A 25725-nucleotide genomic window follows, 5' to 3' on the forward strand; every position below is an offset into this window, starting at 1 on the left:
CGGAGAAGCGGTAAGCGGTAACGAAAAACGCCACGGCATGCCGTGGCGTTTTGCTTTGCGGGTGCGGCGAAAGGCGGGGACGCACGGAGCGATCGTGCGAAGTGCTGTGACGGACACACCAAGCACGCGCCGGCTTGTGACGGCCGGCGCTTACTGCATGGTGTGCAAGGGGCTGCTTCACACCATCAAAATGTGCAGCACTGCGCGGCGGCTCGCGGCCAAGGCCTCATTTCACTTGGCAAGGACATTCATGCGGGCAACCGGGAAGGAAGTCGATTTCTACTCGTCGGCCATTATCCGGCACACCGCTCAAATGATGCGACTTATAAAGCCTGGCATCGACGTCGATAGGTGCTCGACCAAGCCCCAATGTGACTAGAAGCCCCTTGATACTTTCCGCGCGTTGTTGAGCCAGCACGTGCGGCTGTCTTTCGTCAGCTTCGGCAAGGCCACCGACAGACGTACGATCGAGATTGGGATATTTGAGTTGAAGGTCTATCGCCCAATTGGCCAGCCTTGTGATCTCATCGCTGGACACCTTGGCAGAATCTCTTTCAAACGAAACATCAAGTGTATGGACTGGGGAGCAGGCGAATGTCCCTGCCGAGAAAAATGCGAGTGCGATACATGCAGGTCCTTTTACCATATCAATTTTCCGTTGGACCCAATCAGATTCAACCAGGATCGCGCTGCCACACTGCCTCTAATCCTCATAGATAATATACCCGGCAATGCTATCCGCATTGTTGATTGCGAGATCGGGGCGCGTCCGAGCCAAGACCAAGCACTTGCGCATGAAATATTGATGATCCTGAGCGCCAAAAGTGTCGGAGAAGTGAGTGCACTCATGAATCAGAGTCGATAGCATCGAGTCCTTCGCACTGGATATGGGGCGCATCCCACAAAATTTTTCGTGGATACAAATAGTATGTGTAGCGGTGTCAGGGGCGCAAACATGAGCGACGGCACCATCAGGGTCCTTGTTGTTCGGCGTACAACCAAGATATCGATCAAGCTCCTCTGATTGACGAACAAAGTTTCCAGGCTTGAGATCGCGCATCACCCGACTTACTCGTGCGAGGCCGACTGTCAGACGTTGCCGAATCGTTTCATCGCTTGAGCCAAACCACGTTGCGACGCGTTGACGTTCGAGCGCCCCCCACTTGCGCAAGTCTACGAGCCGTACATCAATCATTTGTACGGCTCTATCGCGTAACGTTAGGACCATACGGCGAAATTCCGCATCAGTCATGTTTGGGCAGATGGGTGGCCCATTCGATATCAATGCTTCGATTAACGAACCTTCTTTCGTGTCCGTCATCGCCTCTGCAATCGCCACACGATCACCGTCACTCATTCTATTTCTCCGATGACCTCGAGCTTTACCGATTCAGCCTCCGGCGTGATCACTCGCACGGTATGCCCCTGCGCATCGGTAATCCCTGAAGCCAGCACGTCGCCACGGCAATTTGTGATCCAATACCGCGCGCCCACAACAGGTTTCCTGGATTTCTTGTTGCGAATAACGAACTGCTGATCGTGGACTGCCATGCCTCTTCTTACAGGGGCGACGCCTAAGCCATGCTTCCCCGTCAACCGCGCCACCTCGTCTGCGGTAAATGTCATCTTCATGCCGCGCTCGGCATAGAAAACAGGTGGCGGCTTGCAATCGCAGACGTTGATATCACCACTCAACGCCCACGGCTTGCCGTTTGGCCCTGTGCCCGGCCAGCGTGGGCCCTCCGGGGCGACAAACCCTTCCTGCTTGCATGCCGTGCAGTACGTCTTCATGTACAGCGTTGCGATATGCACGCGCGGCGGCGGATTGGAACAGGTTACGTCCTCCAATCCTTCCGTAATCGTGGCGCTGCCGCCCTGATCCCCTTTGGCAAGGAAATAACGAATCATGAGGTCTCGCCTCGATGCACAACGGTTGAACGTTTCACCACTGTGAAGGCGTTAGCAGATACCAGACCATTACGCTCAGGGCTATCGGTAATGACGTCGCCGTTATCTAGTTCGCTACCGACGAAAGCCAGCGGCTGGAAGTCTCCGTTATCCACCAGCCCAAGACCGCTTATGATTCGCGCGGTCGAACCGTCTGCGTAGTGAATTTGATTACCCACGACGCCAGCCTTGCCAAGCCCAACACCGGTGTCCCACGTGCCGGTAGCTTCGCGCAACGCACCGCCTCGCGCGGTCGTGGCTCCTCGTACAGCCAACCTGTATCGCGGCAGTGCAGGCGGCGGCGCATAATCCTCGTTAAACAACCCTCCGGCCGTTTCGCCAGCCGGTACGTGAATTCCCGACAACCGCTGAAGCGTTTCGACGATACGATCGCCGTTGCTCAACCTGCTACCCACCAGCGCAAACGGCTTGTCGCTGCAAATCGCATATTCGCCTGCACCATCCACAATGACGGCCTCGCTGCCATCCTCGTAAGTGACGACATCGCCAACACGGGCAACGACAAGCCCGGCGACTGTGAGGCCGCTCGTGGCCTCGGTTACCCGCCCACCGCGCTCAGTGAGCGCGCCGATGGTGGCAAAAAGATGGGTCGGTGCAGTCTGCTCGCTCTTCATCCGGATTTCCTTTCTCGACAATGGGTGAGAAACGCTTCAAGCAAAATTTGCACGGACGAGAAAGAAGAACCAATCAGACGAGTTCGAATTTCGTATAACTAATCGTTATAAAGACCGTCCAACAGCAAATGAGCCTGAATTGGGCGAAATGAGCGGGGATTTGGCGGCCGGGCTACAGACCACCGGAGAGGGATGATCATCGATTGGGCGAAACGAGAATCTGCACGGTTAGTCCGTACGCGTCGTGCTCGACGGCGCCAGGCCCCTGGATTTCGCGCCCACTGCAGATGTACACGCGTGTCCCGCGTGGATCGCCGCAGCATTCCCACGCGTGGTTACCGCGCACTTAAGGACCAACAATCATGGACTAGCCTTACGTTTCCTTCGTTACGCTTCGCATCGTTCGTAACGGCCAGCTTACGACAGGACTAACAACGTCCTGCCTGCGCGCGAAGCGACCGCACGCAGGCAGGATAACTGCACTTACCCGTTCGTCGCCGTTGCCGACGCAGGCGCCGGAGCGGCCGCCTTGTCGTAGTCGACCGGTGCATCCGGCGCGCGCGGCGCTTCGCCGGCATGCTGGATCCAGCCGCCGCCGAGTGCGCGGTACAGGTTGACCAGGTTCGTCCAGCGTGCCAGACGTGCGCTGATCAGCGACTGCTGCGCGGAATACAGGTCCGTCTGCGCGGTCAGCACCGACAGATAGCTGTCCACGCCGTTCTTGTAGCGCAGGTCCGACAGGTCGAAGCGACGCTGCTGCGCGTGCTCGTTGCGCTCCAGCGCCGCGATCTGCTGGTCGTACGTGCCGCGTGCGGCCAACCCGTCCGCCACGTCGCGGAACGCCGACTGGATCGCCTTCTCGTAGTTCGCGATCTCGATGCGCTTCTGCACGTGCGCAAGATCGAGGTTCGCGATGTTCGCGCCGCCCTCGAAGATCGGCAGCGCGATGCTCGGCGCGAACGACCACGCCGCCGTGCCGGCCTTGAACAGGCCGCCCAGCGTCGGGCTGCCCGTGCCGAATGCGCCCGTCAGCGAGATCTTCGGGAAGAACGCCGCGCGCGCCGCGCCGATGTTCGCGTTCGCGGCCAGCAGCGCCTGCTCGGCCTGCATCACGTCGGGGCGACGCGTCAGCAGATCCGACGGCAGGCCTGCCGGCACGTCCGTCAGCAGGTTCTGCGCGTCGAGCGGCATGCCCGCCGGCAGATCGTCCGGCAGCGGCTCGCCGACCAGCAGCACCAGTGCGTTCAACGCCTGTGCACGTGCACGCGCCTGCGCCTGCTGGTTCGCCAGCGCCGTCTCGACCACCGTCTGCGCCTGACGCAGCTCGAGCTCGGAGCCCGTGCCGTTGTCGAACTGCAGCTTCGTCAGGTCGTACGACGCCTGCGCCGTCTTCAGCGTATCCTCCGTGACCTTCAGCAGATCGTCGGTCGACAGCAGCGTCAGGTATTGATCGGCCACCTGCGACACCAGCGAGATCTCCGACGCCTGCCGCGCATACGCGGTCGACAGGTACTGCGCGAGCGCCTGATCCTTCAGGCTCTGCACGCGGCCGAACAGGTCGAGCTCCCACGACGCCGACAGGCCGACGTTGTAGGCGCGCGAGATGTACGGCGCACCGGTCTGCGAAAGACCCTGCGGCACGCGCTGGATATTGCCGGTGCCCGTGCCGTCGAGCGTCGGGAACAGCCCCGCGCGCGTGATCTGGTACTGCGCGCGCGCCGCCTCGATGTTCAGCACCGACACGCGCAGGTCGCGGTTGTTCTTCAGCGCGATCTCGATCAGCCGCTGCAGGCGCGGATCGACGAAGAACTCGCGCCAGCCGATGGCGGTCGCAGCTTGCCCGTTCGCGCTGCGCGCGCCGGCCGCACCCGGCTGCGTCGCGTAGACGCCGCCAGCCGGGTACGCCTGCGCGACGGGTGCATCGGGCCGCTTGTAATGCGGCGCCATCGTGCAGCCCGTGGCAAAGAGCGCGACCGCGATTGCAGTCAAAGCGTGTTTTTGCATCATCACTGTCCCTTGTTGCCTTCGTCGCCGTTGCCCGGCTTCTCTTCGTGGTGCGAGTGCTCCTGAGCCAGGCGCAGCGCCTCGTCGACGTCTTCCTTCTCGCCGCTGAAGATCGCGCGGATCTTCACGAAGAACATCGGGATCATGAAGATCGCGAGGAACGTCGCCGTGATCATCCCGCCGATCACGCCCGTACCGATTGCGTGCTGGCTCGCCGAGCCCGCGCCGTTGCTGATCGCGAGCGGCATCACGCCGAGAATGAACGCGAGCGACGTCATCAGGATCGGACGCAGCCGCAGGCGCGCCGCTTCCAGCGCGGCCTCGATCGGCCCCATCTTCTCCGTCATCTGCAGTTCGCGCGCGAACTCCACGATCAGAATCGCGTTCTTCGCGGACAAGCCCACGGTCGTCAGCAGGCCGACCTGGAAGAACACGTCGTTCTCGAGGCCGCGCATCGTTGCCGCGAGCAGTGCGCCGATCACGCCGAGCGGCACCACCATGATCACCGAGAACGGGATCGACCAGCTTTCATACAGCGCCGCCAGACACAGGAACACGACGAGGATCGAGATCGCATACAGGATCGGCGCCTGCGAACCGGACTGGATTTCCTGGAACGACAGGCCCGTCCACGAGTAGCCGATACCGACCGGCAGCTTCTTCGCGATCTGTTCCATCGCGGCCATCGCCTGACCCGTCGACTTGCCCGGTGCGGCCTGACCCTGGATTTCCATCGCCGACACACCGTTGTAGCGCTCGAGCTTCGGCGAACCGTATGTCCAGTGACCGGTCGCGAACGAACTGAACGGCACCATCCCGCCCGACCCGTTGCGCACGTACCAGATGTTCAGGTCTTCCGGCGTCATCCGGAACGGTGCGTCTGCCTGCACGTAGACCTTCTTGATCCGGCCGTCGGTATCGAGGAAGTTGTTCACGTACTTCGACGCCCACGCGATCGAGAATGTCTGGTCGATCGCATCCGCCGTCACGCCGAGCGCGTTCGCCTTCTCGCGATCGATGTCGACCTTGTACTGCGGCGTATCGTTCAGGCCGTTCGGACGCACACCTTGCAGCGTCGGATCCTTCGAGGCCATCCCGAGCAGCTGGTTACGCGCGGCCATCAGCGCATCGTGGCCGAGACCGGCGTTGTCCGTCAGCTCGAAGTCGAAGCCGGCAGCGGTGCCGAGCTCGGGAATCGACGGCGGGTTGAACGGGATCACGATCGCGTCCTTGTAGCCCGCGTAGCGCCCGAACATCCGGCCGATCAGCGCCTGCACCTTCTGGTTCGCATGCTGACGCTGCGCGTAGTCCTTCAGGCGAACGAACACGAGACCGGAGTTCTGGCCGCGGCCGGCGAAGCTGAAGCCGTTGACCGTGAACGCCGATTCGACGATTTCCTTCTCGTCCTTCAGCAGGTAGTCGGAAATGTTCGCGAGCGTCTTCGCGGTCGTTTCCTGCGTCGAGCCCGACGGCGTCTGCACGATCACGAACATCAGGCCCTGGTCTTCATCCGGCAGGAACGACTTCGGCAGGCGCACGAACAGCAGGCCGACCGCGACGATCACGACCAGGTAGATGATGAGCCAGCGGCCCGAGCGCTTGATCACGTGGTGCACGCCGACGTGGTACTTGTCGCGGCTGTTGTTGAACGTGCGGTTGAACCAACCGAAGAAGCCCTTCTTCTCTTCGTGATGCCCTTGCGGGATCGGCTTGAGGATCGTCGCGCACAGGGCCGGCGTCAGAATCAACGCGACGAGCACCGACAGCACCATCGCCGACACGATCGTCAGCGAGAACTGACGATAGATCGCGCCGACCGAGCCGCCCGAGAACGCCACCGGCACGAACACCGCCGACAGCACGAGCGCCACGCCGACGAGTGCGCCGGTGATCTGGCCCATCGCCTTGCGGGTCGCCTCCTTCGGTGACAGGCCCTCTTCCGCCATCACCCGCTCGACGTTCTCCACCACCACGATCGCATCGTCCACCAGCAGGCCGATCGCGAGCACGAGGCCGAACATCGACAGCGTGTTGATCGAGAAGCCCACCATCGACATGATCGCGAACGTGCCGAGCAGCACGACCGGCACCGCGATCGTCGGGATGATCGTCGCCCGCAGGTTCTGCAGGAACAGATACATCACGAGGAACACCAGCACGATACCTTCGAGCAGCGTCTTGACCACTTCCTCGATCGACAGCTTCACGAACGGCGTCGTGTCGTACGGGTACTTCACGACGAGGCCGTGCGGGAAGAACGGCGCCAGTTCGTCGATCTTCGCGCGCACGGCCTTCGCGGTCGCCAGCGCGTTCGCGTTGGTCGCGAGCTGGATACCGAGTGCCGCGGTCGGCTGACCGTTGTACTTCGTGTCGAAGTTGTAGTTTTCACCGCCGAGCTCGAGCTTCGCGACATCCTTCAGGCGAACCTGCGAGCCGTCCTGGTTGACCTTCAGCAGGATGTTGCCGAACTGCTCGGGCGTCTGCAGCAGCGTCGACTCGGTGATCGTCGCCTGCAGCATCGTGCCCGGCGTGGACGGCGTGCCGCCGATCTGGCCGCCGGCGATCTGCACGTTCTGTGCGGAGATCGCGGTCGACACGTCGACCGGCGTGAGGCCGTAGTTCGTCAGGCGGGTCGCATCGAGCCAGACCCGCATCGCGTACTGCGAGCCGAACAGCGTGACGGTACCGACGCCGTTCAACCGGCTGATCGGGTCCTTCACGTGCGACGCCACGAAGTTCGCGAGGTCGTACTTGTTCATGCTGCCGTCTTCGGAGTTGAAGGCGAGCACCAGCAGGAAGCTGCTGCTCGACTTCGTCACCGAGAGGCCGAGCTGCTGCACGACCTGCGGCAGAATCGGCGTCGCGAGCGACAGCTTGTTCTGCACCTGAACCTGTGCGATGTCGGCGTTGGTACCCGGCGCGAAGGTCAGCGTGATCGTCGCGTTGCCCGAGTCGTCACTGGTCGACGACATGTACAGGAAGTTGTCGAGACCGCTCATCTGCTGCTCGATCACCTGCGTCACCGTGTCTTCCACCGTCTTCGCGGAAGCGCCCGGGTAGTTCGCGGTGATCTGGATCGATGGCGGCGCGATCGTCGGATACTGCGAGATCGGCAGCGTGAAGATCGCCGCAACCCCGGCCAGCATCAGGATGATGGCGATCACCCACGCGAAGATCGGGCGATCGATAAAAAACTTTGCCATGAAACAGGCTCCCTGTTATTGCGCGCTCGAAGCAGCGGCAGCACTCGCCGGCGCGGCGCCCGATGCGGCAGCACCGGAAGCGGCAGCGGCGCCGGAACCGGCGGCAGCCGGCGCGGCGGTGGCGGCGGCGCCCGATGCGGCTGCGGCCGCCGGTGCGAGCTGTGCCGGTACCGACTTCACGGTCGCACCCGGGCGCACCTTCTCGCCGCCCTGCACGATCACGTGGTCGCCCGCCTGCAGACCGCCTTCGACGATCCAGTTCGCGCCCTGCATGCCGGTGGTCTTCAGCGGACGCGGCTCGACCTTGTTGCTGGCGTTCACCACCATCGCGATCGCCTGGCCCTTCTGGTCATGCGTGACGCCAATCTGCGGCACCAGGAACGCGTTCTCGTTCACGCCTTCCTCGATCCGTGCGCGCACGAACATGCCCGGCAGCAGCACGCGGCCCGGGTTCGGGAACACCGCGCGGATCGTCACCGAACCGGTGGCCTGGTCGACCGTCACGTCCGAGAACTGCAGCTTGCCGGCTTCCGAGTAGGTCTTGCCGTCTTCCAGGATCAGCGACACCTTCGCGGCGCCCGGGCCGCTCGTCTTCAGGCGGCCGCTCTGCACGTCCTGGCGCAGCTTCAGGCCTTCGAGGCTCGACTGCGTGAGGTCGACGTACACCGGATCGAGCTGCTGCACCGTCGACATCAGCGTCGCCTGGCTCGCCTGCACGTACGCGCCCGGCGTCACTTGCGAGATGCCGACGCGGCCGGTGATCGGCGACACGACGTCGGTGTAGCCGAGGTTGATCTGCGCGGTATCGACCGCCGCCTTGCCGGCCGCGACGTCCGCCGCGGCCTGGCCCTGCGTGGCCACCGCGTTGTCGTAGTCCTGCTTGCTGACCGCGTTCGCGGCCACCAGCACCTTGTAGCGCGCGACCAGGGCGTTCTGCGTGACGAGGTTCGCCTGCGCCTTCGCGAGCGTTGCCTTCGCGCTGTTCAGTGCGGCGACGTACGGCGCCGGGTCGATCTTGTACAGACGCTGGCCGGCCTTGACGTCGGTGCCTTCGGTGAATTCACGACGCAGCACGATGCCGTCGACCCGCGCGCGGACCTGCGCGACGAGGAATGCGCTGGTGCGGCCCGGCAGTTCGCTGAAGACCGGTACGGCTTGCGGTTGGACGGTGACGACGCCGACTTCCGGCGTTTGCGGCGGCGGTGCCGATTCTTTTTTCCCGCACGCGGCCAGGAAAACGGCGGCCGTCGCGACAGTGATTAAGCGGTATGGAACCCGTTCGACGCGCATGGAGCGACCTCTGTGTATAACCAATGGAATAAGTGCCGCACCCGACCGGAGGGAGCGCGACACGGATGCGCCTCACGGCGCAGATCGAACACCTGAAATACTGGACTGCTAGATACAGCAAGCGGCACGAAACCTCCGTGCCGACAGGTTGCCCCGCACTGCGGACTGGAACTTTGGCGGGAATCAGCAGAGTGGGATATTAACTGATTGCCACTTGGGTCATTCGATCGTAGGGTGGTATTGTATATACATTCATGAATGTATGTAAAAAGCCCGTTTGTGCCCCGCCTGCCGTCCAGTCTTACGGATTGTTACCAATCGCAAGCATAGCCAGTCTATATGACTGCGCCGAGGGTTGCAGACCCTAAATTCACCTACGATCATTCCAATCAGGCCTGCACATGGTCAGACGTACCAAGGAGGAGGCGCTCGAGACGCGTAACCGCATTCTCGACGCCGCCGAACACGTGTTCTTCGAGAAGGGCGTGTCGCACACGTCGCTCGCTGACATCGCCCAGCATGCCGGCGTGACGCGCGGCGCGATCTACTGGCATTTCGCGAACAAGAGCGAACTGTTCGACGCGATGTTCGACCGCGTGTTTCTGCCGATCGACGAGCTGAAGCGGATGCCGCTCGACGCGCCGGGCGGCAATCCGCTCGAGAAGATCCGGCAGATCCTGATCTGGTGCCTGCTCGGCGTGCAGCGCGACGCGCAGTTGCGCCGCGTGTTCAGCATCCTGTTCATGAAGTGCGAGTACGTCGCGGATCTGGAGCCGCTGCTCCAGCGCAACCGTGCGGGCATGAGCGAGGCGCTGCACGCGATCGATGCCGATCTCGCGGGGGCCGTGCGGCTCAAGCTGCTGCCCGAGCGGCTCGATACGTGGCGCGCGACGCTGATGCTGCACACGCTCGTCAGCGGTTTCGTGCGCGACATGCTGATGCTGCCCGACGAGATCGACGCCGAGCAGCATGCGGAAAAGCTCGTCGACGGCTGTTTTGACATGCTGCGCTTCAGCCCGGCGATGCTGAAGGACGGCGACTGACCGCGCGACGAGCGCTCGCTTGCGGCGTTGTCTGTTTCATCGGGCGGCGCACCGGGCCGCGCCAACGCGCTGCCCGCGCCCTCCCCCTGTCCCTGCTGTTTCAGGCCGCCTTCATGTTCGCGCGCTGCGCGCGGGCCCGCCGGTTCGACGCGGCGACCGAATCGCGCTTCGGCATCGGCGCACCGGCCAGTCCCGCGATCCACGCGTCGGTCGACATCACGGCCGCGAAATTCGACTGGAACACCACCGTATAAGCGCGGTGAATCTCCTCGGCGCTCGCCGCCCCCGCTTCGTTCTCGTAAGGCAGTGCGCCCGTCGCGTCATTGAGGTACTCGACATTCAGCCCCGCGTGCGCCGCGTGATAGACCGTCGACGCATTGCAGTTGTGCGTCATGTAGCCGGCCACCGCGAGCGTGTCGATCCCGTGCGCGTCGAGCCACGCGGCGAGGTCGGTTCCGGCGAACGAGCTTGCCTGCTTCTTCTCGATCAGGTGCGCATACGGCCGGCCGGCAACGACCGCGTGCAGCGCGACGCCGTCGGAGCCGGGCGCGAAGATCGGCGCGCCGGCCGGTGCGACGTGCTGGACGACAATCACCGGCACGCCGGCCGCGTGCGCGGCGTCGATCGCGCGGCCGATGTTCGCGAGCGACACGTCGAGCGGTGGATATTCGATCGGCAGGTTGCCCGTCACGTATTCGTTCTGGACGTCGATCACGATCAGTGCGCGACGGGCAGCCGGACGGGAAACGGCTTGGGAAGCGGAATGCGGGACGGCGTTCGACATGACGGGCTCCTGGTCCGGGGGCGCGGCCCCGCCCCGGAACGGGACGGCCAGCGGCGCGATGCGATGCATTGTCGGCGCGCATCGTTCACGGGGACAGTGGCCCGATAGCCATTCTTCGATAAAATCGGGCCATCGCCATTCCGGAGCCCGCCATGACCGCCGCCGCCTCGTCCACCCGGACCGCCCAGCCTGCTCCGACCGTCGTTGCCGTGATCGCGTATGACGGCATCAGCCCGTTCCATCTGTCGGTGCCGTCGGTCGTGTTCGGCAAGGAGCGCGACGCGGCCGCCTCGCCCACGTTCGAGTTCCGCGTCTGCTCGGCCGAACGTGGCCCGCTGTCGACGACGGGCGGCTTCACGATCACCGCGCCGTACGGGCTCGACGGGCTCGACGATGCGGACATCGTCATCGTGCCGGCCTGGCGTGACCCGGACGAAGCGCCGCCCGACGTGCTGCTCGACGCCGTCCGCGCGGCCGCCGCGCGTGGCACGCAACTCGTCGGGCTGTGCCTCGGCGCCTACGTGCTCGCCGCGGCCGGCCTGCTCGACGGCCGCCCGGCCACCACGCACTGGGCGTGGGCCGACGACTTCGCACGACGCTTTCCGCGCGTGAAGCTCGATCCGGACGTGCTGTACGTGGAAGACGGCAACCTGATGACGTCGGCCGGCACGGCCGCCGGGCTCGACTGCTGCCTGCACGTCGTCCGGCTGCGCTTCGGCTCGCACGCCGCGAACCAGATCGCGCGCCGCCTCGTAATCCCGCCGCACCGGCAGGGCGGGCAGGCGCAATACGTGCCGCAGCCGGTGGCCGCGCACCCGCGCGATGCGCGGCTCGCGGGCCTGCTCGACTGGGTGCGCGCCCACCTCGACGCCGCACACAGCGTCGATTCGCTCGCCGAACGCGTGCTGATGAGCCGGCGCACGTTCACGCGCCACTTCCGCCAGGCGACCGGCACGACCGTCACTGCGTGGCTGCAGGCCGAGCGGCTCGCGCGCGCGCAGCATCTGCTGGAAACCACCGGGCAATCGATCGATGCGATCGCGCAGGCGGCCGGCTACGGGTCGAGCGTGTCACTGCGCCAGCATTTCGCGGGCGCGCTCGGCACGTCGCCGTCGGCATATCGAAGGGAATTTCGCGGCGCCGATGTCGTGCGGTAACGCGCGCGGCGAGCAGCCTCGCAGCGGAGCCGGCCGGCCGCTCAGCCGCCGTTGATCCAGCGCGCCGCGTAAAGCAGCAGCGCGACGAAGACGATCATCGCGGCCCACGCCCACACGGGCACCGTGCCGGCGCCGCGATGCGGGAGCGCGCCGGCGGCACGCCCGGTCAGCGCACCGCCGAGGTGCGGCGGCAGCGCACGTTTCGTCGCGGCCACCAGCGACGCCGGCCGCAGGAACACGTGCTGGCGCCGTGGCGCGGCCGAGCGCGCGCGGTTCGGCGCGAGACCGTGCTTCGCCTGCACGACCGCGCAAAATTCACGGAAGAAATCGTCGGTCCATTCGCGCAGCGTATTTTCGATCTGCCGCCCCGGCAGCTCGGTGAGCGGGCCGCTCGCCGTCGCCCAGACGACGTACTCGATGCGCGTGGCGTTCGCGTCGTCATCCGGCATCAGCACGAGCTCGACCTGGCCGCGCAGCGCGCCGAGCCCGTCGGCCCGCGCCTTGAAGTTGAGCACGCGGCGCGGCTGCCCTTCCGCGTCGCCCTGCTCGGCGGCCGCATGCGCACGCACGTCGTAGCGGGCGCGCAGCGGGCCGAGCGGCACCGTGATCGTCAGCGCAAACTCGCCGTGCGCAAGCTTCACGAAGGATTCGCAATGGTCGAAGCTCGCGCGCAGCAACGCGAGATCCTCGAATGCCTCCCGCACGACGGGCGGGGCGAGCGGTATGCGTAACGTGTCGTTCAGTTCCATGACGCCTCCCCGATGAACACGCGCCGCATCAGGACGTCTCGACGAGACTGTCGATCCGTGCAGCGTCGAAGGCAACGTAGTGCGCGAGCGCCAGCGCAGCCGCCTTCGGTTCCTCATAACTCCATGCGGCGTTCTCGATCACGCCGTCTTCGGTCTGCAAGTCGAAGTGCACGGCCTCGCCCCTGAACGGACAGGCCGACGTGACGCCCGACTTCACGAGCCGGCGCATGTTGACGTCGCGGCGCGGCAGGTAGTGGGTGTCCGGCAGGCCCGCTTCGCGCACGGTCAGCGCGCCGTGCGAATCGGCGTACGTGATGCCGCGATGGATCACGCGCACGCGATGGCGGTTCGGCACGATTTCGAGACGAGGGTCGGCTGCGTCGGACATCGTTTCTCCTTGGGGCGGCCCGGCCAGGCCGGACTCAGGAAACGAAAAAGCCACGGCACGGGTGCCGTGGCTTTCATTATGGGCGAAACCGCAGCCGAATGCGCAACCCCGGGCGGGGCCGCGCGCGGCGGGCTACTGCGCGCTCCACTGGAAGGCGGCTTTCGCGCCGCCCTTCGCGCCGACCGTGACGGCGCGGGATTCCTCGTTGCCCTGGTACGAAGCCTGCACCGTATAGCGGCCCGGCGGCACCTTCACGAGCATGTACGGCCCGCGCGCGTCGGTCTTCAGCACTTCGGTACCCTTGCCGTCGACGATCCGCACATGGACGTCGGCCAGGAACTCACCGCCCTTGCCGGTGAACCGCAGCGCCAGCGGCCAACTCGGCTCGCTGCGCTGGAACGCCGTCGATTCGTCCAGCCCGACGCCGCCGGACACGAAGGTGACGTCGCCCTGCTGGCGCGCGGCGGGCAAGCCGTCCGACTGCGCGTACGCGCCGGTCGCTCCGGCTGCGAGGCCGGCGGCCAGCGCCGCGGCGACGGCAAATCGGGACACGTTGCGTAGATATTGCATGGCTCTCTCCTTGGGGTCGGAACACATACAGGGCGCCGCGTCACACCTTCAGTACGGCGGCGGCGCCCGCCGCGGCCGGCCTGGCCGGCCATCGGCCGTGGCCGGTCAGCTCAGGTCGACCGGCACGAAGATCTGTGCATTATCGCGCTGGATCAGCAGAGCAAGACTGTTGCCCGCCCCCTTGACCGCGTCGCGCAACTGCTCGGGGCTCGTGACCGGGCGGCCATTGACCGCGAGGATCACGTCGCCGGGCTGGATGCCCGCGTTGGCGGCCGGCCCGCCGGCCTGCTGCACGATCAGGCCATGCGACAGGTTGGCGGCACTGCGCTCCTGCGGCGACAGCGGACGCACCGCGACGCCCAGGCGCCCCTGCTCGACCGGCCCGCCGTCGTTCGACGCGAGCTTCGCGTCGGCCATCGCACCGAGCGTCACGCTGATCGACTTCTTCGACTTGTCGCGCCAGATCTGCAGGTCGGCCTTCGAACCCGGCTTCAGGTTCGCGATCTGCGCGGGCAGCGACGTCGAATCGGCGACCGGCGAGCCGTTGACCGCCAGGATCACGTCACCCGGCTGCAGGCCGGCCTTCGCGGCCGGGCCGTTGGCATCGACCGAGCTGACGAGCGCGCCGTCCGGCTTCTGCAGTCCGAACGAGCTCGCGAGCGTCTGGTTCAGCCCCTGCACGGCAACGCCGAGGCGGCCGCGGCTCACGTGGCCCGTCTTCACGAGCTCGTCCTTCACCTTGATCGCCTCGTTGATCGGGATCGCGAACGACAGGCCCTGGAAGCCGCCCGTCTGCGAGTAGATCATCGAGTTGATGCCGATCACCTCGCCCTGCAGGTTGAACAGCGGGCCGCCCGAGTTGCCGGGGTTCACCGGCACGTCGGTCTGGATGAACGGCGTGTAATTCTCGTCCGGCAGCGCGCGCGACTTCGCGCTGATGATGCCCGACGTGACCGTGTTGTCGAAGCCGTACGGCGAACCGATCGCGACGACCCACTGGCCGACCTTGCTCTGCGCCGGGTCGCCGATCTTCACGGTCGGCAGGCCGCTCGCGTCGATCTTCAGCACCGCGACGTCGGACTGCTTGTCGGAGCCGACGACCTTCGCCTTGTATTCGCGCTTGTCGGTCAGCTTGACCGTGACGACGTTCGCGCCGTCGATCACGTGCGCATTGGTGAGGATGTACCCGTCGGAGCTGATGACGAACCCGGAACCAAGGCTCGCGCTCGGCTGGTCGTCCGGCTGCGCGTCGCCGCCCATGCCCGGCACCTGGCCATAGAAGTGCTTGAAGAACTGGTAGAACGGGTCGCTCGGATCGATCGGCAGCTGCGGCTGCGGCACGCGCCGCGACACCTGCTTCACGACGTGCTTCGCGCTGATGTTCACGACCGCCGGGCCGTAGGTCTCGACGAGCCCGGAGAAATCGGGGATGCCGGTCTTCGCGGCCGCTTCGGCCGGCATCAATGCGGCGGCCTGCGCGGGCGTGATGATCTGCGGATCGGCGCGGCGGGTGCCGGCGACATAGCCGGCGGACAGGGCGGCCGCCACGGCGACCGCGACGGCGCCGCGCGCAAGGAATCGGGTGTTCATCGTAGGACCTCCTCTTTGTTAGGACGCAGCGTAACGACCCTGACTTAAAGGAGGCTTAATCAGCCTTAAGCGGGGCTTAAGCGGCTGCCGGCGCCCGCGCGGGGCGTGCTTCACACGGATTCGGACGGCTGCGGCGCCTCGGCCGGCATCTCGGCATCGCGGAACACGACGCTGACGAGCAGGCCGCCCGCGGCCGCGTCGCCGAGCGACACCGTCGCGCCCTGCTGCGCGGCCACGCGCTTGACGATCGCGAGCCCGAGCCCGCTGCCCGACACGTCGGTGCGCGCCCGCGCGGAGCTGTCGCGGTAGAAGCGGTCGAACACGCGTTCGCGCTCGTCGGCCGGAATGCCGGGCCCGCTGTCGCCGATCTGCACGCACGCGCGGCCGGCCGCGTCGCGGGTCAGCGACACGTCGATGCGGCCGCCGTCCGGCGTGTACTTCACCGCGTTGTCGAGCAGGTTGCCGAACATCACGCGCAGCGCGCCGACGTCCGCGACCACGCTCGCCGCGCGCGTCTCCTCGAAGCCCAGATCGATGTCGTGCCGTTGCGCGAGCGGCGCAAGCGCGGCCACGCATTCGGCGAGCAGCGCCTGCAGGTCGACCGGCTCGCGCATCGTCGCGCCATCCGGTTCGGCGCGGGCGAGCGCAAGCAGTTGCTCGGTGAGGCGCGTCGCACGCGACACGCCATCCTGGAGATCGGCGATCGCCTCGCGGCGTGACGCGTCGTCCTTCGCACGGGCGACGAGCTGCGCCTGGATCTGCACAGCCGCGAGCGGTGTACGCAGTTCGTGCGCGGCATCGGCCACGAAGGCCTTCTGCGTGTCAAGCGCGGCCGCCAGCCGCGCGAGCAGGCCGTTCAGCGCGCGGACGAGCGGCTGCACCTCGAGCGGCAGGCGCCCATCGGGCAGCGCGTCGAGCGCTTCCGGCCGGCGCGCCTCGACCGCGCGCGTCACGCGGCCGAGCGGCGCGAGCCCGCGTCCGACGATCACCCACACGGCCGCGCCGAGGAACGGCAACAGCACGATCAGCGGCCACAGCGTGCGCAGCGCGACGTTCGCCGCGAGCCGGTTGCGCACCGACAGCGGCTGCGCGAGCTGCACGACGTTGTCGCCGACGATCGCGCCGTACACGCGCCATTCGCCGCGATCGGTGCGTTCGGTCGAGAAGCCGAGCTCCGCGCGCGGCGCGATCGGCGCACGCGGATGCGAGAAGTACATCAGCACGCCGTTGCGGTTCCAGATCTGGATCACGATGCCTTCGTCGCCGTTGGTGCGCGAACCGAACACCTGCGAGAACGGCTCGGACGGCAACGCCGCGGCGATTTCCTGCAACTGGTAGTCGAACAGTTCGTTCGCTTCGGCGAGCGCCTGCCGGTAGATGAGCCAGCCCGCGAGGCCCACGCCCGCGACGACGATCGCGAGCAGCCAGATCAGCAATTGATGACGAATCGACCTCACGCGTCAGCTTTCCTTGACGACCATGTAGCCGAGCCCGCGCACGTTGCGGATCAGGTCCGAGCCGAGCTTCTTGCGCAGCGCGTGGATGTAGACCTCGACCGTGTTGCTGCCGATCTCCTCGCCCCAGCCGTACATCTTCTCCTCGAGCTGGCTCTTCGACAGCACCGCGCCCGGCCGCGCGAGCAGCGCCTCGAGCAGCGCGAACTCGCGCGCGGACAGCGCGACGGGCGCGCCGTCGAGCGTCACCTGGTGCGAAGCGGGATCGAGCGTCAGCGCGCCGTGGCGGATCAGCGATTCGCTGCGCCCGGCCTGGCGGCGGATCAGCGCGCGCATCCGCGCGCCCAGCTCATCGAGGTCGAACGGCTTGACGAGGTAGTCGTCGGCGCCCGCGTCGAGCCCCTTCACGCGATCGGCCACCGCATCGCGCGCGGTGACGATCAGCACCGGCAGCGCCAGCCCGCGTGCGCGCAGCGTGCGCAGCACGTCGATGCCGTCGCGCTTCGGCAGGCCGAGATCAAGCAGCAGCAGGTCGTACGTCTCGCCGCCGAGCGCCGTCAGCGCGGCGTCGCCGTCCTGCACCCAGTCGACCGCAAAGCCGTCCGAGCGCAGCGCCTTGCGCACGCCTTCGGCAATCATTCGATCATCTTCGACAAGCAGAATCCGCATCGGGACAGGCATCCATGGGGCGAGTCAAACACGCCGACCATTGTAGCGCCGCGAACCGGGCGCGCGGCACCGTGCAATGCAACAGAAAGGCGGATTGCAAGGGGGCTGTCCGGACTTGTCTCTACAATGTGCGCTTTGGCGCCGCGCGCGCCCTGCCCGAACGTCGTGCTTCCCCCGTATTCGCTCATGCCGATTTCCGATCTTTCCACCCGGTTCGCCCCCCGCGCCCGCGTCTGCCTGAAGGCGGCCGCCATCGTCGCCACCTGCACGGCCCTCGCCTTCGCGCCGCCCGCGCAGGCCCGCAAGAAATCCCACAAGGAAGCACGCAAGACGACCGTCGTGTCGCCGGCCGCGCGCGCGGCCGGCCTGCCGGCGTCCGTGCTCGTCGCGCTGCAGCGCGCGAAGGTGCCGGCGTCGGCGATGAGCGTCGTCGTCGAGCGCGTCGGCGATCCGGAGCCGCTGATCGCGTGGAATGCGAGCCGGCCGATGATGCCCGCCTCGACGATGAAGCTCGTGACGACCTTCTCGGGGCTGTCGATCCTCGGTCCCGACTACCGCTGGCGCACGACCGCCTACACGGACGGCACGATCGACCCGGACGGCACGCTGCAGGGCAACCTGTACATCAAGGGCACCGGCGATCCGAAGCTCGTGCCCGAAGAGCTGATCGATCTCGTCGACAAGCTCCGCAAGGCCGGCGTCAAGCGCGTGGCCGGCGGCCTCGTGCTCGACAAGAGCTACTTCGCGACCTCGACGCGCGACCTCCCTTCGTTCGACGACGATGCGAGCGCGCCGTACAACGTCGGCCCCGATCCACTGCTGTACGCATTCAAGGCCGTGTCGTTCACGGTCACGCCGGGCGACGACGGCAAGGTGGCCGTCGACGTGCTGCCGCCGCTCGCGGACCTGTCGATCGACAACCAGCTGGTCGAAGGCTCAGGCTCGTGCAGCGCGGCCGCCGCGGCCGCGCGCCCGACGCTGACGGCCGGCGGCGGGATCATGACCGCCTCGTTCGCGGGCGACTACCCGCTGCGCTGCGGTGCGCACACGACCAACCTCGCGATCCTCGATCACACGACGTTCTTCGCGCGCGGCTTCCTCGCGCTGTGGCAGCAGGACGGCGGCACGATCGCCGGGCCCGTGAGCGAGGGCAAGGTGCCGAGCGCCGCGCGGCCCCTCGCCGTGCATCACAGCCCGGTGCTCGGCAGCATCGTCTACGACATCAACAAGTTCAGCAACAACGTGATGGCGCGCAACCTGTTCCTGACGATCGGCGCGGTCAGCGGCAAGCCGCCCGCGACGCCCGAGCAGTCGAGCCGCGTGATCCAGGCGTTCCTGCAGAAGAACGGCATCGCAATGCCCGACCTCGTGCTCGAGAACGGCTCGGGCCTGTCGCGCGAAGAACATGTGAGCGCGCTGTCGCTCGCCGCGCTGCTGCAGGCCGCGAACGCGAGCCCGGTCGCGCAGGCGTTCGTCGATTCGCTGCCGATCGCCGGCATCGACGGCACGATGAAGAACCGCCTCACCAACGCCGGCGTGCTCGGCAACGCGCACATCAAGACCGGCACGCTGCGCGACGTGCGCGCGATCGCCGGCTACGTCGCCGGTGCGGACGGCCAGAGCTACATCGTCGTGAGCTTCATCAACAACGATCACGCGGAAGCCGCGCGCGCCGCGCACGACTCGCTGCTCGAGTGGATCTACGCCGGCGCGCACTGACGTTGCCGCGCGCCGCGACATACGGCGCGCCCATAGCCTGCTGCCGGCGCGCGTCGGCCCGCCTCGGCATCGGGGCGGCACCGCGCAGCGGGTCGCCCTGACGCGCCGCCGGGGCCGCCTGCCGGCGCCTGCGCACACCCAATCCCGCCCTCTCCGGTTTGAAACACCGGCCGCCACCCGCGCACGACATATCGCGCGCCACCCACGCCCGCAAAACAGGGCCATACCGCCCGCCCCCGTGCCGCGCGGCTTCCGTACAAACCCTGTCCTCAGAGGGAACCCTCTACGCTGCCCCCTCGCCTAGCGCCTGGCGATTGCGTAGGCTGTTGGCCTGACCGATATCTACAACGGGCCACACGCCCGGCCTCAAGGCTTGCAGGGGAAAGAAGGAGACACGCCCATGCGATTCGACGTCGAATTGCTTCTGCTCGCGCTGGCGCCCGTCTTCCTGCTCTGCATCGCGTGGGAGGCCTGGCACCTCGCCCGCACCCGTGCGCACGACGCTGTCTATGCGTGGCGCGACACGCTGTGCAACGCGGCGCTCGCGCTGATGCACCAGGGCACCGACAAGATCGCGTGGCTGTTCGTGATCCCCGTCTATGCGTACTGCTACGAGCACTATCGCCTGTTCACGTGGCATGACGGCTGGCTGTCGTTCGCGGTGCTGTTCGTCGCGCAGGATTTCCTCTACTACGTCTTTCATCGCACGAGCCATCGCGTGCGCTGGCTGTGGGCCGCGCACGTCGTGCACCACTCGTCCGAGCGGATGAATTTCTCGACCGCGTTCCGCCAGAGCCTGATGTACCCGGTCGCGGGAATGTGGGTGTTCTGGCTGCCGCTCGCATTCGCCGGTTTTCCGCCGCAACAGGTCGTCGGCATCGTGCTGATCAACCTCGCGTTCCAGTTCTTCGTGCATACGCAGGCGATCGGCAAGCTCGGCTGGCTCGAATACGTGCTGAACACGCCGTCGATCCACCGCGCGCACCATGCGCGCAACCCGCGCTACATCGACCGCAATTACGCAGGCGTCCTGGTGATCTGGGATCGCCTGTTCGGCAGCTATGTCGAGGAAACGCCCGACGATCCGCCGCAGTACGGGATCGTCGAGCGGCTAGGCTCGAACAACCCGCTCGTCGCGACGTTCCACGAGTGGGTGTCGATGGCCGGCGACGCGTTGCGCGTCGGCGGCTGGCGCAACAAGCTGCGCGCGATTTTCGGCCCGCCCGAATGGGCGAGCGCTTATCATGCGCAGATTGCCGAGGCCGCGAACCCCGATCCGCGCACCATGCCGCTTGCGGCCGCGCGAGACCAATAAACCGTTTCAGCCAACGGCCGCCGCGCAGCCCGGAACCGAGCTGGCACGCGGCAGATGAGAAACACATCAGGCCATATCTACGAGGAGATCGAACGATGCAGACACAACAACACGCACCCGCCCGCACCCGTCAGCGCATGCTGCGCACCGCGCAGCTCGCGATCGCCGGCGCCGCGCTCGCGCTGCTCGCCGCGTGCGGCGGCGGCGGTGACGACAACAACAACAGCGCATCGAACACGCCGCCGTCGGGCGTGAAAATGCAGGTCGTGTCGTTCGGCGACAGCCTGTCCGACGCGGGCACCTACTCGCAGATCAAGCTCGGCTTCGGCGGCGGCCGCTTCACGACCAACCCGGGCCAGGTGTGGACGCAGAACGTCGCGCAGTACTACGGCGACACGCTGCAGCCCGCGAACCAGGGCGGTTTCGGCATTCCGCTGCAGGCCACCGGCGGCCTCGGCTACGCACAGGGCGGCTCGCGCGTGACGCAGCAGCCGGGCATCGGCCACGCGGACGCCAGCGTGCCGAATTCCGATTACGCACAAGCGACCACGACGCCGATCGCCGACCAGGTCAAGCAATACGTGTCGCAGCACGGCAGCTTCAACGCCGGCCAGATCGTGCTGCTGAACGGCGGCGCGAACGACATCTTCTACCAGGTCGCGGCGCTGCAGGCCGGCGCGATCACGCCGACGCAGCTGCAGCAGAACATCGGCGCCGCCGCGCAACAGCTCGCGGGCATCGTGCAGCAGATCGTCGCCGCCGGCGCGACGCACGTGTTCGTGTCGAACGTGCCGGATATCGGCGGCACGCCGCTCGCGCTCCAGGGCGGCTCGCAGACGACCCTCACGCAACTGTCGATGCTGTTCAACGGCACGCTCGCCGCGACGCTGCAGGCACTCAAGGTCGACACGACCAAGTACGTGCTGCTCGACACGTTCACGTGGCAGGACGGCATCCTCGCGAACTACAAGGCGAACGGCTTCGCCGTGTCGAACACCGACACCGCCTGTAACCTGAAGGCGATGGTCCAGGCCGCCACGCAGTACGGCGTCGCGAACGCAACCGCATTCGGCTCGTCGCTGTTCTGCTCGCCGCAGACCTACACGGTCGCGAACGCGGACCAAACCTACATGTTCGCCGACACGGTCCACCCGACGACGCGCCTGCATGCGCTGTTCGCGCAGTTCGCGCAGTCGAAGATCGCGGCCTCGGGCGTCGGCAAGTAAGCCGCCGGCCACGCGCCCAAACGAAAACGCCCGACCGGTTCGCGCCGGTCGGGCGTTTTTTCATTCGTGAACCGCGACGGGTATCAGTCGCGCGCCTCGAACGCGGCGGCCGCGCGGCCGAGACGATCGTTGACCGCGATCCATTCGACGGTCTCGGGCAGCTTCTCGACGAGAATCCGCGCCACCTGCGCGCGGTCGAGCGCACGCAGCATCCCGTACAGGTCGCGCGCATACGCCTGCGGATCTTCCGGCGCCGCGACGAAATGCACGCCGTCAGCCTGCGCCCAGCGTCCCGCGCGCGATGCGCGTGCGACGAGCGCGACACGCTCGCCGTCGGTCTGCGCGGCCGCGAGCAGCGGCTCGAGCGCGTCGAACGGCAGCAGCGCGAGCGGCGTGCGCGGCGCGTAGTGCGCCTTCAGCGTGCCCGACGCGCGCGGCGCGGTCGCGTCGCTGCCGTCCGGCAGTTGCGGTGCGCGGCCGAGCACGGCGGCGATCTGCTGCGGCGTCACGTGGCCCGGGCGCAGCAGCGCCGGGAAGCCGCGCGACAGGTCCAGAATCGTGGATTCGATACCGACTTCCGATGCGCCGCCGTCGAGCACGTGCACGGTGTCGCCGAATTCGTCGCGTACGTGCTGCGCGGTGGTCGGGCTCACATGGCCGAACCGGTTCGCGGACGGCGCAGCCACGCCGCCATGCCCGCCGCGCCGCGCGCTGAACGCGGCCAGCAGCGCCTGTGCGACCGGATGCGACGGGCAGCGCAGCCCGACCGAATCCTGGCCGCCGCTCACGGCGTCCGGGATGCGCGCGTGGCGCTTCAGGATCAGCGTCAGCGGGCCCGGCCAGAACGCATCGATCAACGCCTGCGCGTCGGCCGGCAGATCGTCGGCCCAGTAGCCGGGATCGCCGCCCGGCGGCAGGTGCACGATCACCGGATGATTCGCGGGCCGCCCCTTCGCCGCGTAGATGCGCGCGACGGCCTCGGGATTCGCCGCATCGCCGCCGAGCCCGTAGACGGTTTCGGTCGGAAACGCGACGAGCTGGCCCGCGTCGAGCAACGCGGCGGCCGCGTCGATCTGAGCAGCCGTCACGGCGTTCGGGAGATCGATGGACATCGGCTGGCGTCTCAGTCGAGCGGCACGCGCAGCAGCTGCGCGCACGCGGTGGCCGCGGCAACGGCTTCGTCGCGCGTTTCGGCCGTGAAGTTCACGTGGCCCATCTTGCGGCCGACGCGCGCGTCTTCCTTGCCGTACAGGTGCAGGTGCGCGGTCGGCATCGCCGCGACCGTGTCCCACGGCGGCGTGACGGCATCGGCCGCCGCACCGTTCGGGAACCACACGTCGCCGAGGATGTTCAGCATCGCGGCCGGCGAATGCTGGCGCGGGTTGCCGAGCGGCATGCGCGTCATGGCACGCACCTGCTGCTCGAACTGGCTCGTTGCGCACGCATCGACCGTGTAGTGGCCGGAATTGTGCGGGCGCGGCGCCATCTCGTTCGCGACGAACGAACCGTCTTCCAGCACGAAGAATTCGACGCACAGCACGCCGACGTAGCCGAGCGTATCGGCGATCCGCACGGCGGCCTGCTGCGCCGCTTCGACACGCGCGGCATCGGCGGCCGGCGCGGGCACGACCGTCAGCGCGAGGATGCCGTTGTGGTGCGCATTCTGCGCGAGCGGGAACGCGGCCGAGCGGCCGTCCGCGCCGCGCGCGATCAGCGCCGACACTTCGTATTTCAGCGGCAGGCGCTTTTCGAGCACGCACGGCACGCCGTTCAGCGCCGCATGCGCGTCGCGCACTTCCTGCGCGGTGCTCACGCGCACCTGGCCCTTGCCGTCGTACCCAAGGCGCGCCGTCTTCAGGATGCCCGGCAGCACCGCGTCGAGCGCGGCATCGTCGAGCGCGGCGAGCGCCGCCGACGATTCGATCACGACGTGCGGCGCGACGGGCACGCCCGACGCTTCGATGAAGCGCTTCTCCGCGATCCGGTCCTGCGCGACCGCGACACAGCGGCCGGCCGGTGCAACGAACGTCGTGCGCGCGAGGAAATCGAGGCTTGCAGCCGGCACGTTCTCGAACTCCGTCGATACCGCGTCGCACAGGTCGGCCAGTTCGGCGAGCGCGGCTTCGTCGTCGTAGGCCGCGCGCAGGTGGCGGTCGGCGACCGCGCCGGCGGGGCTCGTCGGATCGGGATCGAGCACGGCGACGCGATAGCCCATCGACTGGGCGGCAAAGCAGAACATGCGGCCGAGCTGGCCACCGCCGACCATGCCAAGCCACGCGCCGGGCAGGATCGGGGAAACGGAATCAGGAGTTGCGGTCATGTCAGTGGTCGGTCGCGGCGGGCGCTGCCCGCCGCAAGTGGGGAGGTCAGGCAGCCGCTCGAATGGCCGGGCGGCCGCCGGTGCGCCGTCATTCCAGCGGCGGCAGCACCATCGCGTGCGCGGCTTCGTTCTGGCGCACGCGGAACGCGGCGAGGCGGTTCGCATAGTCGACCGAATTGCCGGACAGGATCGACACCGCGAACAGCGCGGCATTTGCAGCGCCGGCCTCGCCGATCGCGAACGTCGCGACGGGCACGCCCTTCGGCATCTGCACGATCGAGTGCAGCGAATCGACACCCTTCAGGTACTTGCTCGCGACCGGCACGCCGAGCACCGGCACCGTGGTCTTCGCGGCCAGCATGCCGGGCAGGTGCGCGGCGCCGCCGGCGCCCGCGATGATCGCGCGCAGCCCGCGCTCGCGCGCCTTCTCCGCATAGTCGAACATCTCGTCGGGCATCCGGTGCGCGGACACGACCTTCGCTTCGTACGGCACGCCGAATTCCTGCAGGATGGCGACCGCATGCTTCATCACGTCCCAGTCGGAACTCGAACCCATCAGCACGCCGACGAGCGGCGCGCTGTGCGTGTGGGCAGTCTGAACTTCGCTCATGTGTTCCGTTCCCCGATCAGGCCAGCGACTGGCCCGTGATGCGCTCGAGCGCTTCCTGGTACTTCGCGGCCGTCTTCTCGACGACGTCGGCCGGCAGTGCCGGCGCCGGCGCCGTCTTGCCCCACGGCTGCGCCTCGAGCCAGTCGCGCACGAACTGCTTGTCGAACGACGGCGGGTTCGTGCCGACTTCGTACTGGTCGGCCGGCCAGAAGCGCGACGAATCGGCGGTCAGCACTTCGTCCATCAGGTACAGCTGGCCGTGGTTGTCGAGGCCGAATTCGAACTTCGTGTCGGCGATGATGATGCCGCGCGTGGCCGCGTAGTCGGCCGCTTCCTTGTACAGCTTGATCGAGATGTCGCGGATCGTCGCGGCCAGCTCGGTGCCGATGCGGCGCTCGGTTTCCTCGAACGTGATGTTCTCGTCGTGCTCGCCCATCTCGGCCTTCGCGGCCGGCGTGAAGATCGGCTCGGGCAGCTTCTGCGCGTTCTGCAGGCCTTCCGGCAGCTGCACGCCGCACACGGCGCCCGACGCCTGGTATTCCTTCCAGCCGCTGCCGGCCAGGTAGCCACGCACGACCGCTTCGATCATGATCGGCTCGAGGCGCTTGACGACCACGCCGCGGCCCTTCACCTGCTCGACCTCGTCGGCGGCGACAACCGTTTCCGGCGCGTCGCCCGTCAGGTGGTTCGGCACGATGTGCGCGAGCTTGTCGAACCAGAAGTTCGCCATCTGGTTCAGCACGCGGCCCTTGTTCGGAATCGGCTCGCCCATCACCACGTCGAATGCCGACAGGCGATCGGTCGTGACGATCAGGAGCTTGTCGTTGCCGACCGCGTAGTTATCGCGGACCTTGCCGCGGCCGAGGAGCGGCAGCGAGCGGAGCGTGGATTCGTAGAGGGTAGACATCGTCTTTTCGCAGATAAGGAGCCAAACAAAAAGGGAAACGCCGTTCCCCGCGGCAGGCGGGAACGGCGGTCTTGCAATACGTCGGCGAACCGGCCGGGCGACGGCGCCCGGGCGGTTGCCGGCCGGCCCTCGTTCGGCCGGACGG

23 protein-coding genes are annotated in these 25725 nt (G+C 67.0%); 5 read left to right on the forward strand and 18 right to left on the reverse strand.

Annotation, left to right across the window (positions count from 1 at the left end; all coding sequences use genetic code 11):
- Nucleotides 1-226 precede the first annotated feature (226 nt).
- From CFB45_RS38405 to CFB45_RS14770, 7 genes are all read right to left on the reverse strand, one after another.
- A complete protein-coding gene (locus tag CFB45_RS38405; RefSeq protein WP_143329844.1) occupies nucleotides 227-646 on the reverse strand; it encodes a hypothetical protein in 420 nt (139 codons plus the stop codon).
- 57 nt (nucleotides 647-703) lie between these two features.
- Nucleotides 704-1357, reverse strand: coding sequence for a M35 family metallo-endopeptidase (locus tag CFB45_RS14745; protein WP_089426219.1), 654 nt, complete (start codon nucleotides 1355-1357; stop codon nucleotides 704-706).
- The gene (locus CFB45_RS14750; protein WP_089426220.1) at nucleotides 1354-1908 is read right to left on the reverse strand and encodes a hypothetical protein; all 555 of its coding nucleotides are present in this window, start codon (nucleotides 1906-1908) and stop codon (nucleotides 1354-1356) included. Before CFB45_RS14750 ends, CFB45_RS14745 begins: the two co-directional genes overlap by 4 nt.
- On the reverse strand, nucleotides 1905-2582 hold the full coding sequence (locus CFB45_RS14755) for a PAAR domain-containing protein (RefSeq protein WP_089426221.1): 678 nt from the start codon (nucleotides 2580-2582) through the stop codon (nucleotides 1905-1907). Before CFB45_RS14755 ends, CFB45_RS14750 begins: the two co-directional genes overlap by 4 nt.
- 483 nt (nucleotides 2583-3065) lie before the next feature.
- Nucleotides 3066-4589, reverse strand: a complete 1524-nt coding sequence (locus tag CFB45_RS14760; RefSeq protein ID WP_089426222.1) for an efflux transporter outer membrane subunit — start codon at nucleotides 4587-4589, stop codon at nucleotides 3066-3068.
- Complete coding sequence (locus CFB45_RS14765) at nucleotides 4589-7789, reverse strand: efflux RND transporter permease subunit (RefSeq protein WP_069248738.1); 3201 nt, start codon at nucleotides 7787-7789, stop codon at nucleotides 4589-4591. Before CFB45_RS14765 ends, CFB45_RS14760 begins: the two co-directional genes overlap by 1 nt.
- A 15-nt stretch (nucleotides 7790-7804) precedes the next feature.
- Nucleotides 7805-9079: an efflux RND transporter periplasmic adaptor subunit gene (locus tag CFB45_RS14770; RefSeq protein WP_089426223.1), complete on the reverse strand. Its 1275-nt coding sequence runs from the start codon at nucleotides 9077-9079 to the stop codon at nucleotides 7805-7807.
- A gap of 401 nt (nucleotides 9080-9480) precedes the next feature.
- Here CFB45_RS14770 and CFB45_RS14775 point away from each other — a divergent pair, with 401 nt between their 5' ends.
- The gene (locus CFB45_RS14775; protein WP_089426224.1) at nucleotides 9481-10122 is read left to right on the forward strand and encodes a TetR family transcriptional regulator; all 642 of its coding nucleotides are present in this window, start codon (nucleotides 9481-9483) and stop codon (nucleotides 10120-10122) included.
- A gap of 100 nt (nucleotides 10123-10222) precedes the next feature.
- Here the strand turns inward: CFB45_RS14775 and CFB45_RS14780 are convergent, their stop codons facing one another.
- On the reverse strand, nucleotides 10223-10906 hold the full coding sequence (locus tag CFB45_RS14780) for a cysteine hydrolase family protein (protein WP_089426645.1): 684 nt from the start codon (nucleotides 10904-10906) through the stop codon (nucleotides 10223-10225).
- A gap of 152 nt (nucleotides 10907-11058) precedes the next feature.
- On the opposite strand from CFB45_RS14780, the gene CFB45_RS14785 reads away from it, so the two are divergent.
- Entirely contained in the window at nucleotides 11059-12063 is a 1005-nt protein-coding gene (locus CFB45_RS14785) for a helix-turn-helix domain-containing protein (protein WP_089426225.1), read from the forward strand.
- Nucleotides 12064-12104: 41 nt separating this feature from the next.
- On the opposite strand, the gene CFB45_RS14790 is transcribed toward CFB45_RS14785, so the two are convergent.
- The 6 genes from CFB45_RS14790 to CFB45_RS14815 form a co-directional block, all read right to left on the reverse strand.
- Nucleotides 12105-12812 carry a CoxG family protein gene (locus CFB45_RS14790; protein WP_089426226.1) on the reverse strand — a complete coding sequence of 236 codons (708 nt, stop codon included), beginning with the start codon at nucleotides 12810-12812 and terminating at the stop codon, nucleotides 12105-12107.
- 28 nt (nucleotides 12813-12840) lie between these two features.
- The gene (locus CFB45_RS14795) at nucleotides 12841-13200 is read right to left on the reverse strand and encodes a DUF427 domain-containing protein (RefSeq protein WP_089426227.1); all 360 of its coding nucleotides are present in this window, start codon (nucleotides 13198-13200) and stop codon (nucleotides 12841-12843) included.
- A 132-nt stretch (nucleotides 13201-13332) separates the two neighbouring features.
- Nucleotides 13333-13770 (reverse strand): carboxypeptidase-like regulatory domain-containing protein, encoded by a 438-nt coding sequence (locus tag CFB45_RS14800; RefSeq protein ID WP_089426228.1) that lies wholly within the window; start codon nucleotides 13768-13770, stop codon nucleotides 13333-13335.
- Nucleotides 13771-13875: 105 nt separating this feature from the next.
- Nucleotides 13876-15360, reverse strand: a complete 1485-nt coding sequence (locus tag CFB45_RS14805; protein ID WP_089426229.1) for a DegQ family serine endoprotease — start codon at nucleotides 15358-15360, stop codon at nucleotides 13876-13878.
- A gap of 110 nt (nucleotides 15361-15470) precedes the next feature.
- Nucleotides 15471-16817, reverse strand: a complete 1347-nt coding sequence (locus tag CFB45_RS14810; protein WP_089426230.1) for an ATP-binding protein — start codon at nucleotides 16815-16817, stop codon at nucleotides 15471-15473.
- A 3-nt stretch (nucleotides 16818-16820) separates the two neighbouring features.
- On the reverse strand, nucleotides 16821-17483 hold the full coding sequence (locus CFB45_RS14815) for a response regulator (protein ID WP_021164091.1): 663 nt from the start codon (nucleotides 17481-17483) through the stop codon (nucleotides 16821-16823).
- A gap of 186 nt (nucleotides 17484-17669) precedes the next feature.
- On the opposite strand from CFB45_RS14815, the gene dacB reads away from it, so the two are divergent.
- The 3 genes from dacB to CFB45_RS14830 all read left to right on the forward strand — a co-directional run bounded on the left by dacB (nucleotide 17670) and on the right by CFB45_RS14830 (nucleotide 21743).
- Nucleotides 17670-19202, forward strand: a complete 1533-nt coding sequence (gene dacB, locus CFB45_RS14820; protein WP_089426231.1) for a D-alanyl-D-alanine carboxypeptidase/D-alanyl-D-alanine endopeptidase — start codon at nucleotides 17670-17672, stop codon at nucleotides 19200-19202.
- A 400-nt stretch (nucleotides 19203-19602) separates the two neighbouring features.
- Nucleotides 19603-20517: a sterol desaturase family protein gene (locus CFB45_RS14825; RefSeq protein ID WP_089426232.1), complete on the forward strand. Its 915-nt coding sequence runs from the start codon at nucleotides 19603-19605 to the stop codon at nucleotides 20515-20517.
- A 95-nt stretch (nucleotides 20518-20612) separates the two neighbouring features.
- Nucleotides 20613-21743, forward strand: a complete 1131-nt coding sequence (locus CFB45_RS14830; protein WP_089426233.1) for an SGNH/GDSL hydrolase family protein — start codon at nucleotides 20613-20615, stop codon at nucleotides 21741-21743.
- An 83-nt stretch (nucleotides 21744-21826) separates the two neighbouring features.
- Here CFB45_RS14830 and CFB45_RS14835 read toward each other — a convergent pair whose 3' ends face one another.
- The 4 genes from CFB45_RS14835 to CFB45_RS14850 form a co-directional block, all read right to left on the reverse strand.
- Nucleotides 21827-22855, reverse strand: a complete 1029-nt coding sequence (locus tag CFB45_RS14835) for an L-threonylcarbamoyladenylate synthase (protein ID WP_089426234.1) — start codon at nucleotides 22853-22855, stop codon at nucleotides 21827-21829.
- Nucleotides 22856-22866: 11 nt separating this feature from the next.
- On the reverse strand, nucleotides 22867-24063 hold the full coding sequence (locus CFB45_RS14840) for a 5-(carboxyamino)imidazole ribonucleotide synthase (RefSeq protein ID WP_089426235.1): 1197 nt from the start codon (nucleotides 24061-24063) through the stop codon (nucleotides 22867-22869).
- An 88-nt stretch (nucleotides 24064-24151) separates the two neighbouring features.
- On the reverse strand, nucleotides 24152-24673 hold the full coding sequence (gene purE / locus CFB45_RS14845) for a 5-(carboxyamino)imidazole ribonucleotide mutase (RefSeq protein WP_039360624.1): 522 nt from the start codon (nucleotides 24671-24673) through the stop codon (nucleotides 24152-24154).
- Between the two features lie 16 nt (nucleotides 24674-24689).
- On the reverse strand, nucleotides 24690-25580 hold the full coding sequence (locus tag CFB45_RS14850) for a phosphoribosylaminoimidazolesuccinocarboxamide synthase (protein ID WP_089426236.1): 891 nt from the start codon (nucleotides 25578-25580) through the stop codon (nucleotides 24690-24692).
- Between the last annotated feature and the right edge of the window lie 145 nt (nucleotides 25581-25725).

The organism is Burkholderia sp. HI2500 (assembly GCF_002223055.1).
Classification (GTDB): Bacteria; Pseudomonadota; Gammaproteobacteria; order Burkholderiales; family Burkholderiaceae; genus Burkholderia.

Excerpts from the sequence above, each read along its gene's own strand:
- CFB45_RS14780 (WP_089426645.1), bottom strand. The coding sequence starts at position 10,906 with ATGTCGAACGCCGTCCCGCATTCCGCTTCCCAAGCCGTTTCCCGTCCG.
- purE (WP_039360624.1), bottom strand. The coding sequence starts at position 24,673 with ATGAGCGAAGTTCAGACTGCCCACACGCACAGCGCGCCGCTCGTCGGC.
- CFB45_RS14840 (WP_089426235.1), bottom strand. The coding sequence starts at position 24,063 with ATGACCGCAACTCCTGATTCCGTTTCCCCGATCCTGCCCGGCGCGTGG.
- CFB45_RS14835 (WP_089426234.1), bottom strand. The coding sequence starts at position 22,855 with ATGTCCATCGATCTCCCGAACGCCGTGACGGCTGCTCAGATCGACGCG.
- CFB45_RS14750 (WP_089426220.1), bottom strand. The coding sequence starts at position 1,908 with ATGATTCGTTATTTCCTTGCCAAAGGGGATCAGGGCGGCAGCGCCACG.
- CFB45_RS14790 (WP_089426226.1), bottom strand. The coding sequence starts at position 12,812 with ATGGAACTGAACGACACGTTACGCATACCGCTCGCCCCGCCCGTCGTG.
- CFB45_RS14825 (WP_089426232.1), top strand. The coding sequence starts at position 19,603 with ATGCGATTCGACGTCGAATTGCTTCTGCTCGCGCTGGCGCCCGTCTTC.
- CFB45_RS14745 (WP_089426219.1), bottom strand. The coding sequence starts at position 1,357 with ATGAGTGACGGTGATCGTGTGGCGATTGCAGAGGCGATGACGGACACG.
- CFB45_RS14805 (WP_089426229.1), bottom strand. The coding sequence starts at position 15,360 with ATGAACACCCGATTCCTTGCGCGCGGCGCCGTCGCGGTCGCCGTGGCG.
- CFB45_RS14815 (WP_021164091.1), bottom strand. The coding sequence starts at position 17,483 with ATGCGGATTCTGCTTGTCGAAGATGATCGAATGATTGCCGAAGGCGTG.
- CFB45_RS14800 (WP_089426228.1), bottom strand. The coding sequence starts at position 13,770 with ATGCAATATCTACGCAACGTGTCCCGATTTGCCGTCGCCGCGGCGCTG.
- CFB45_RS14770 (WP_089426223.1), bottom strand. The coding sequence starts at position 9,079 with ATGCGCGTCGAACGGGTTCCATACCGCTTAATCACTGTCGCGACGGCC.
- CFB45_RS14755 (WP_089426221.1), bottom strand. The coding sequence starts at position 2,582 with ATGAAGAGCGAGCAGACTGCACCGACCCATCTTTTTGCCACCATCGGC.
- CFB45_RS14850 (WP_089426236.1), bottom strand. The coding sequence starts at position 25,580 with ATGTCTACCCTCTACGAATCCACGCTCCGCTCGCTGCCGCTCCTCGGC.
- CFB45_RS14760 (WP_089426222.1), bottom strand. The coding sequence starts at position 4,589 with ATGATGCAAAAACACGCTTTGACTGCAATCGCGGTCGCGCTCTTTGCC.
- CFB45_RS38405 (WP_143329844.1), bottom strand. The coding sequence starts at position 646 with ATGGTAAAAGGACCTGCATGTATCGCACTCGCATTTTTCTCGGCAGGG.
- CFB45_RS14765 (WP_069248738.1), bottom strand. The coding sequence starts at position 7,789 with ATGGCAAAGTTTTTTATCGATCGCCCGATCTTCGCGTGGGTGATCGCC.
- dacB (WP_089426231.1), top strand. The coding sequence starts at position 17,670 with ATGCCGATTTCCGATCTTTCCACCCGGTTCGCCCCCCGCGCCCGCGTC.
- CFB45_RS14795 (WP_089426227.1), bottom strand. The coding sequence starts at position 13,200 with ATGTCCGACGCAGCCGACCCTCGTCTCGAAATCGTGCCGAACCGCCAT.
- CFB45_RS14830 (WP_089426233.1), top strand. The coding sequence starts at position 20,613 with ATGCAGACACAACAACACGCACCCGCCCGCACCCGTCAGCGCATGCTG.
- CFB45_RS14775 (WP_089426224.1), top strand. The coding sequence starts at position 9,481 with ATGGTCAGACGTACCAAGGAGGAGGCGCTCGAGACGCGTAACCGCATT.
- CFB45_RS14785 (WP_089426225.1), top strand. The coding sequence starts at position 11,059 with ATGACCGCCGCCGCCTCGTCCACCCGGACCGCCCAGCCTGCTCCGACC.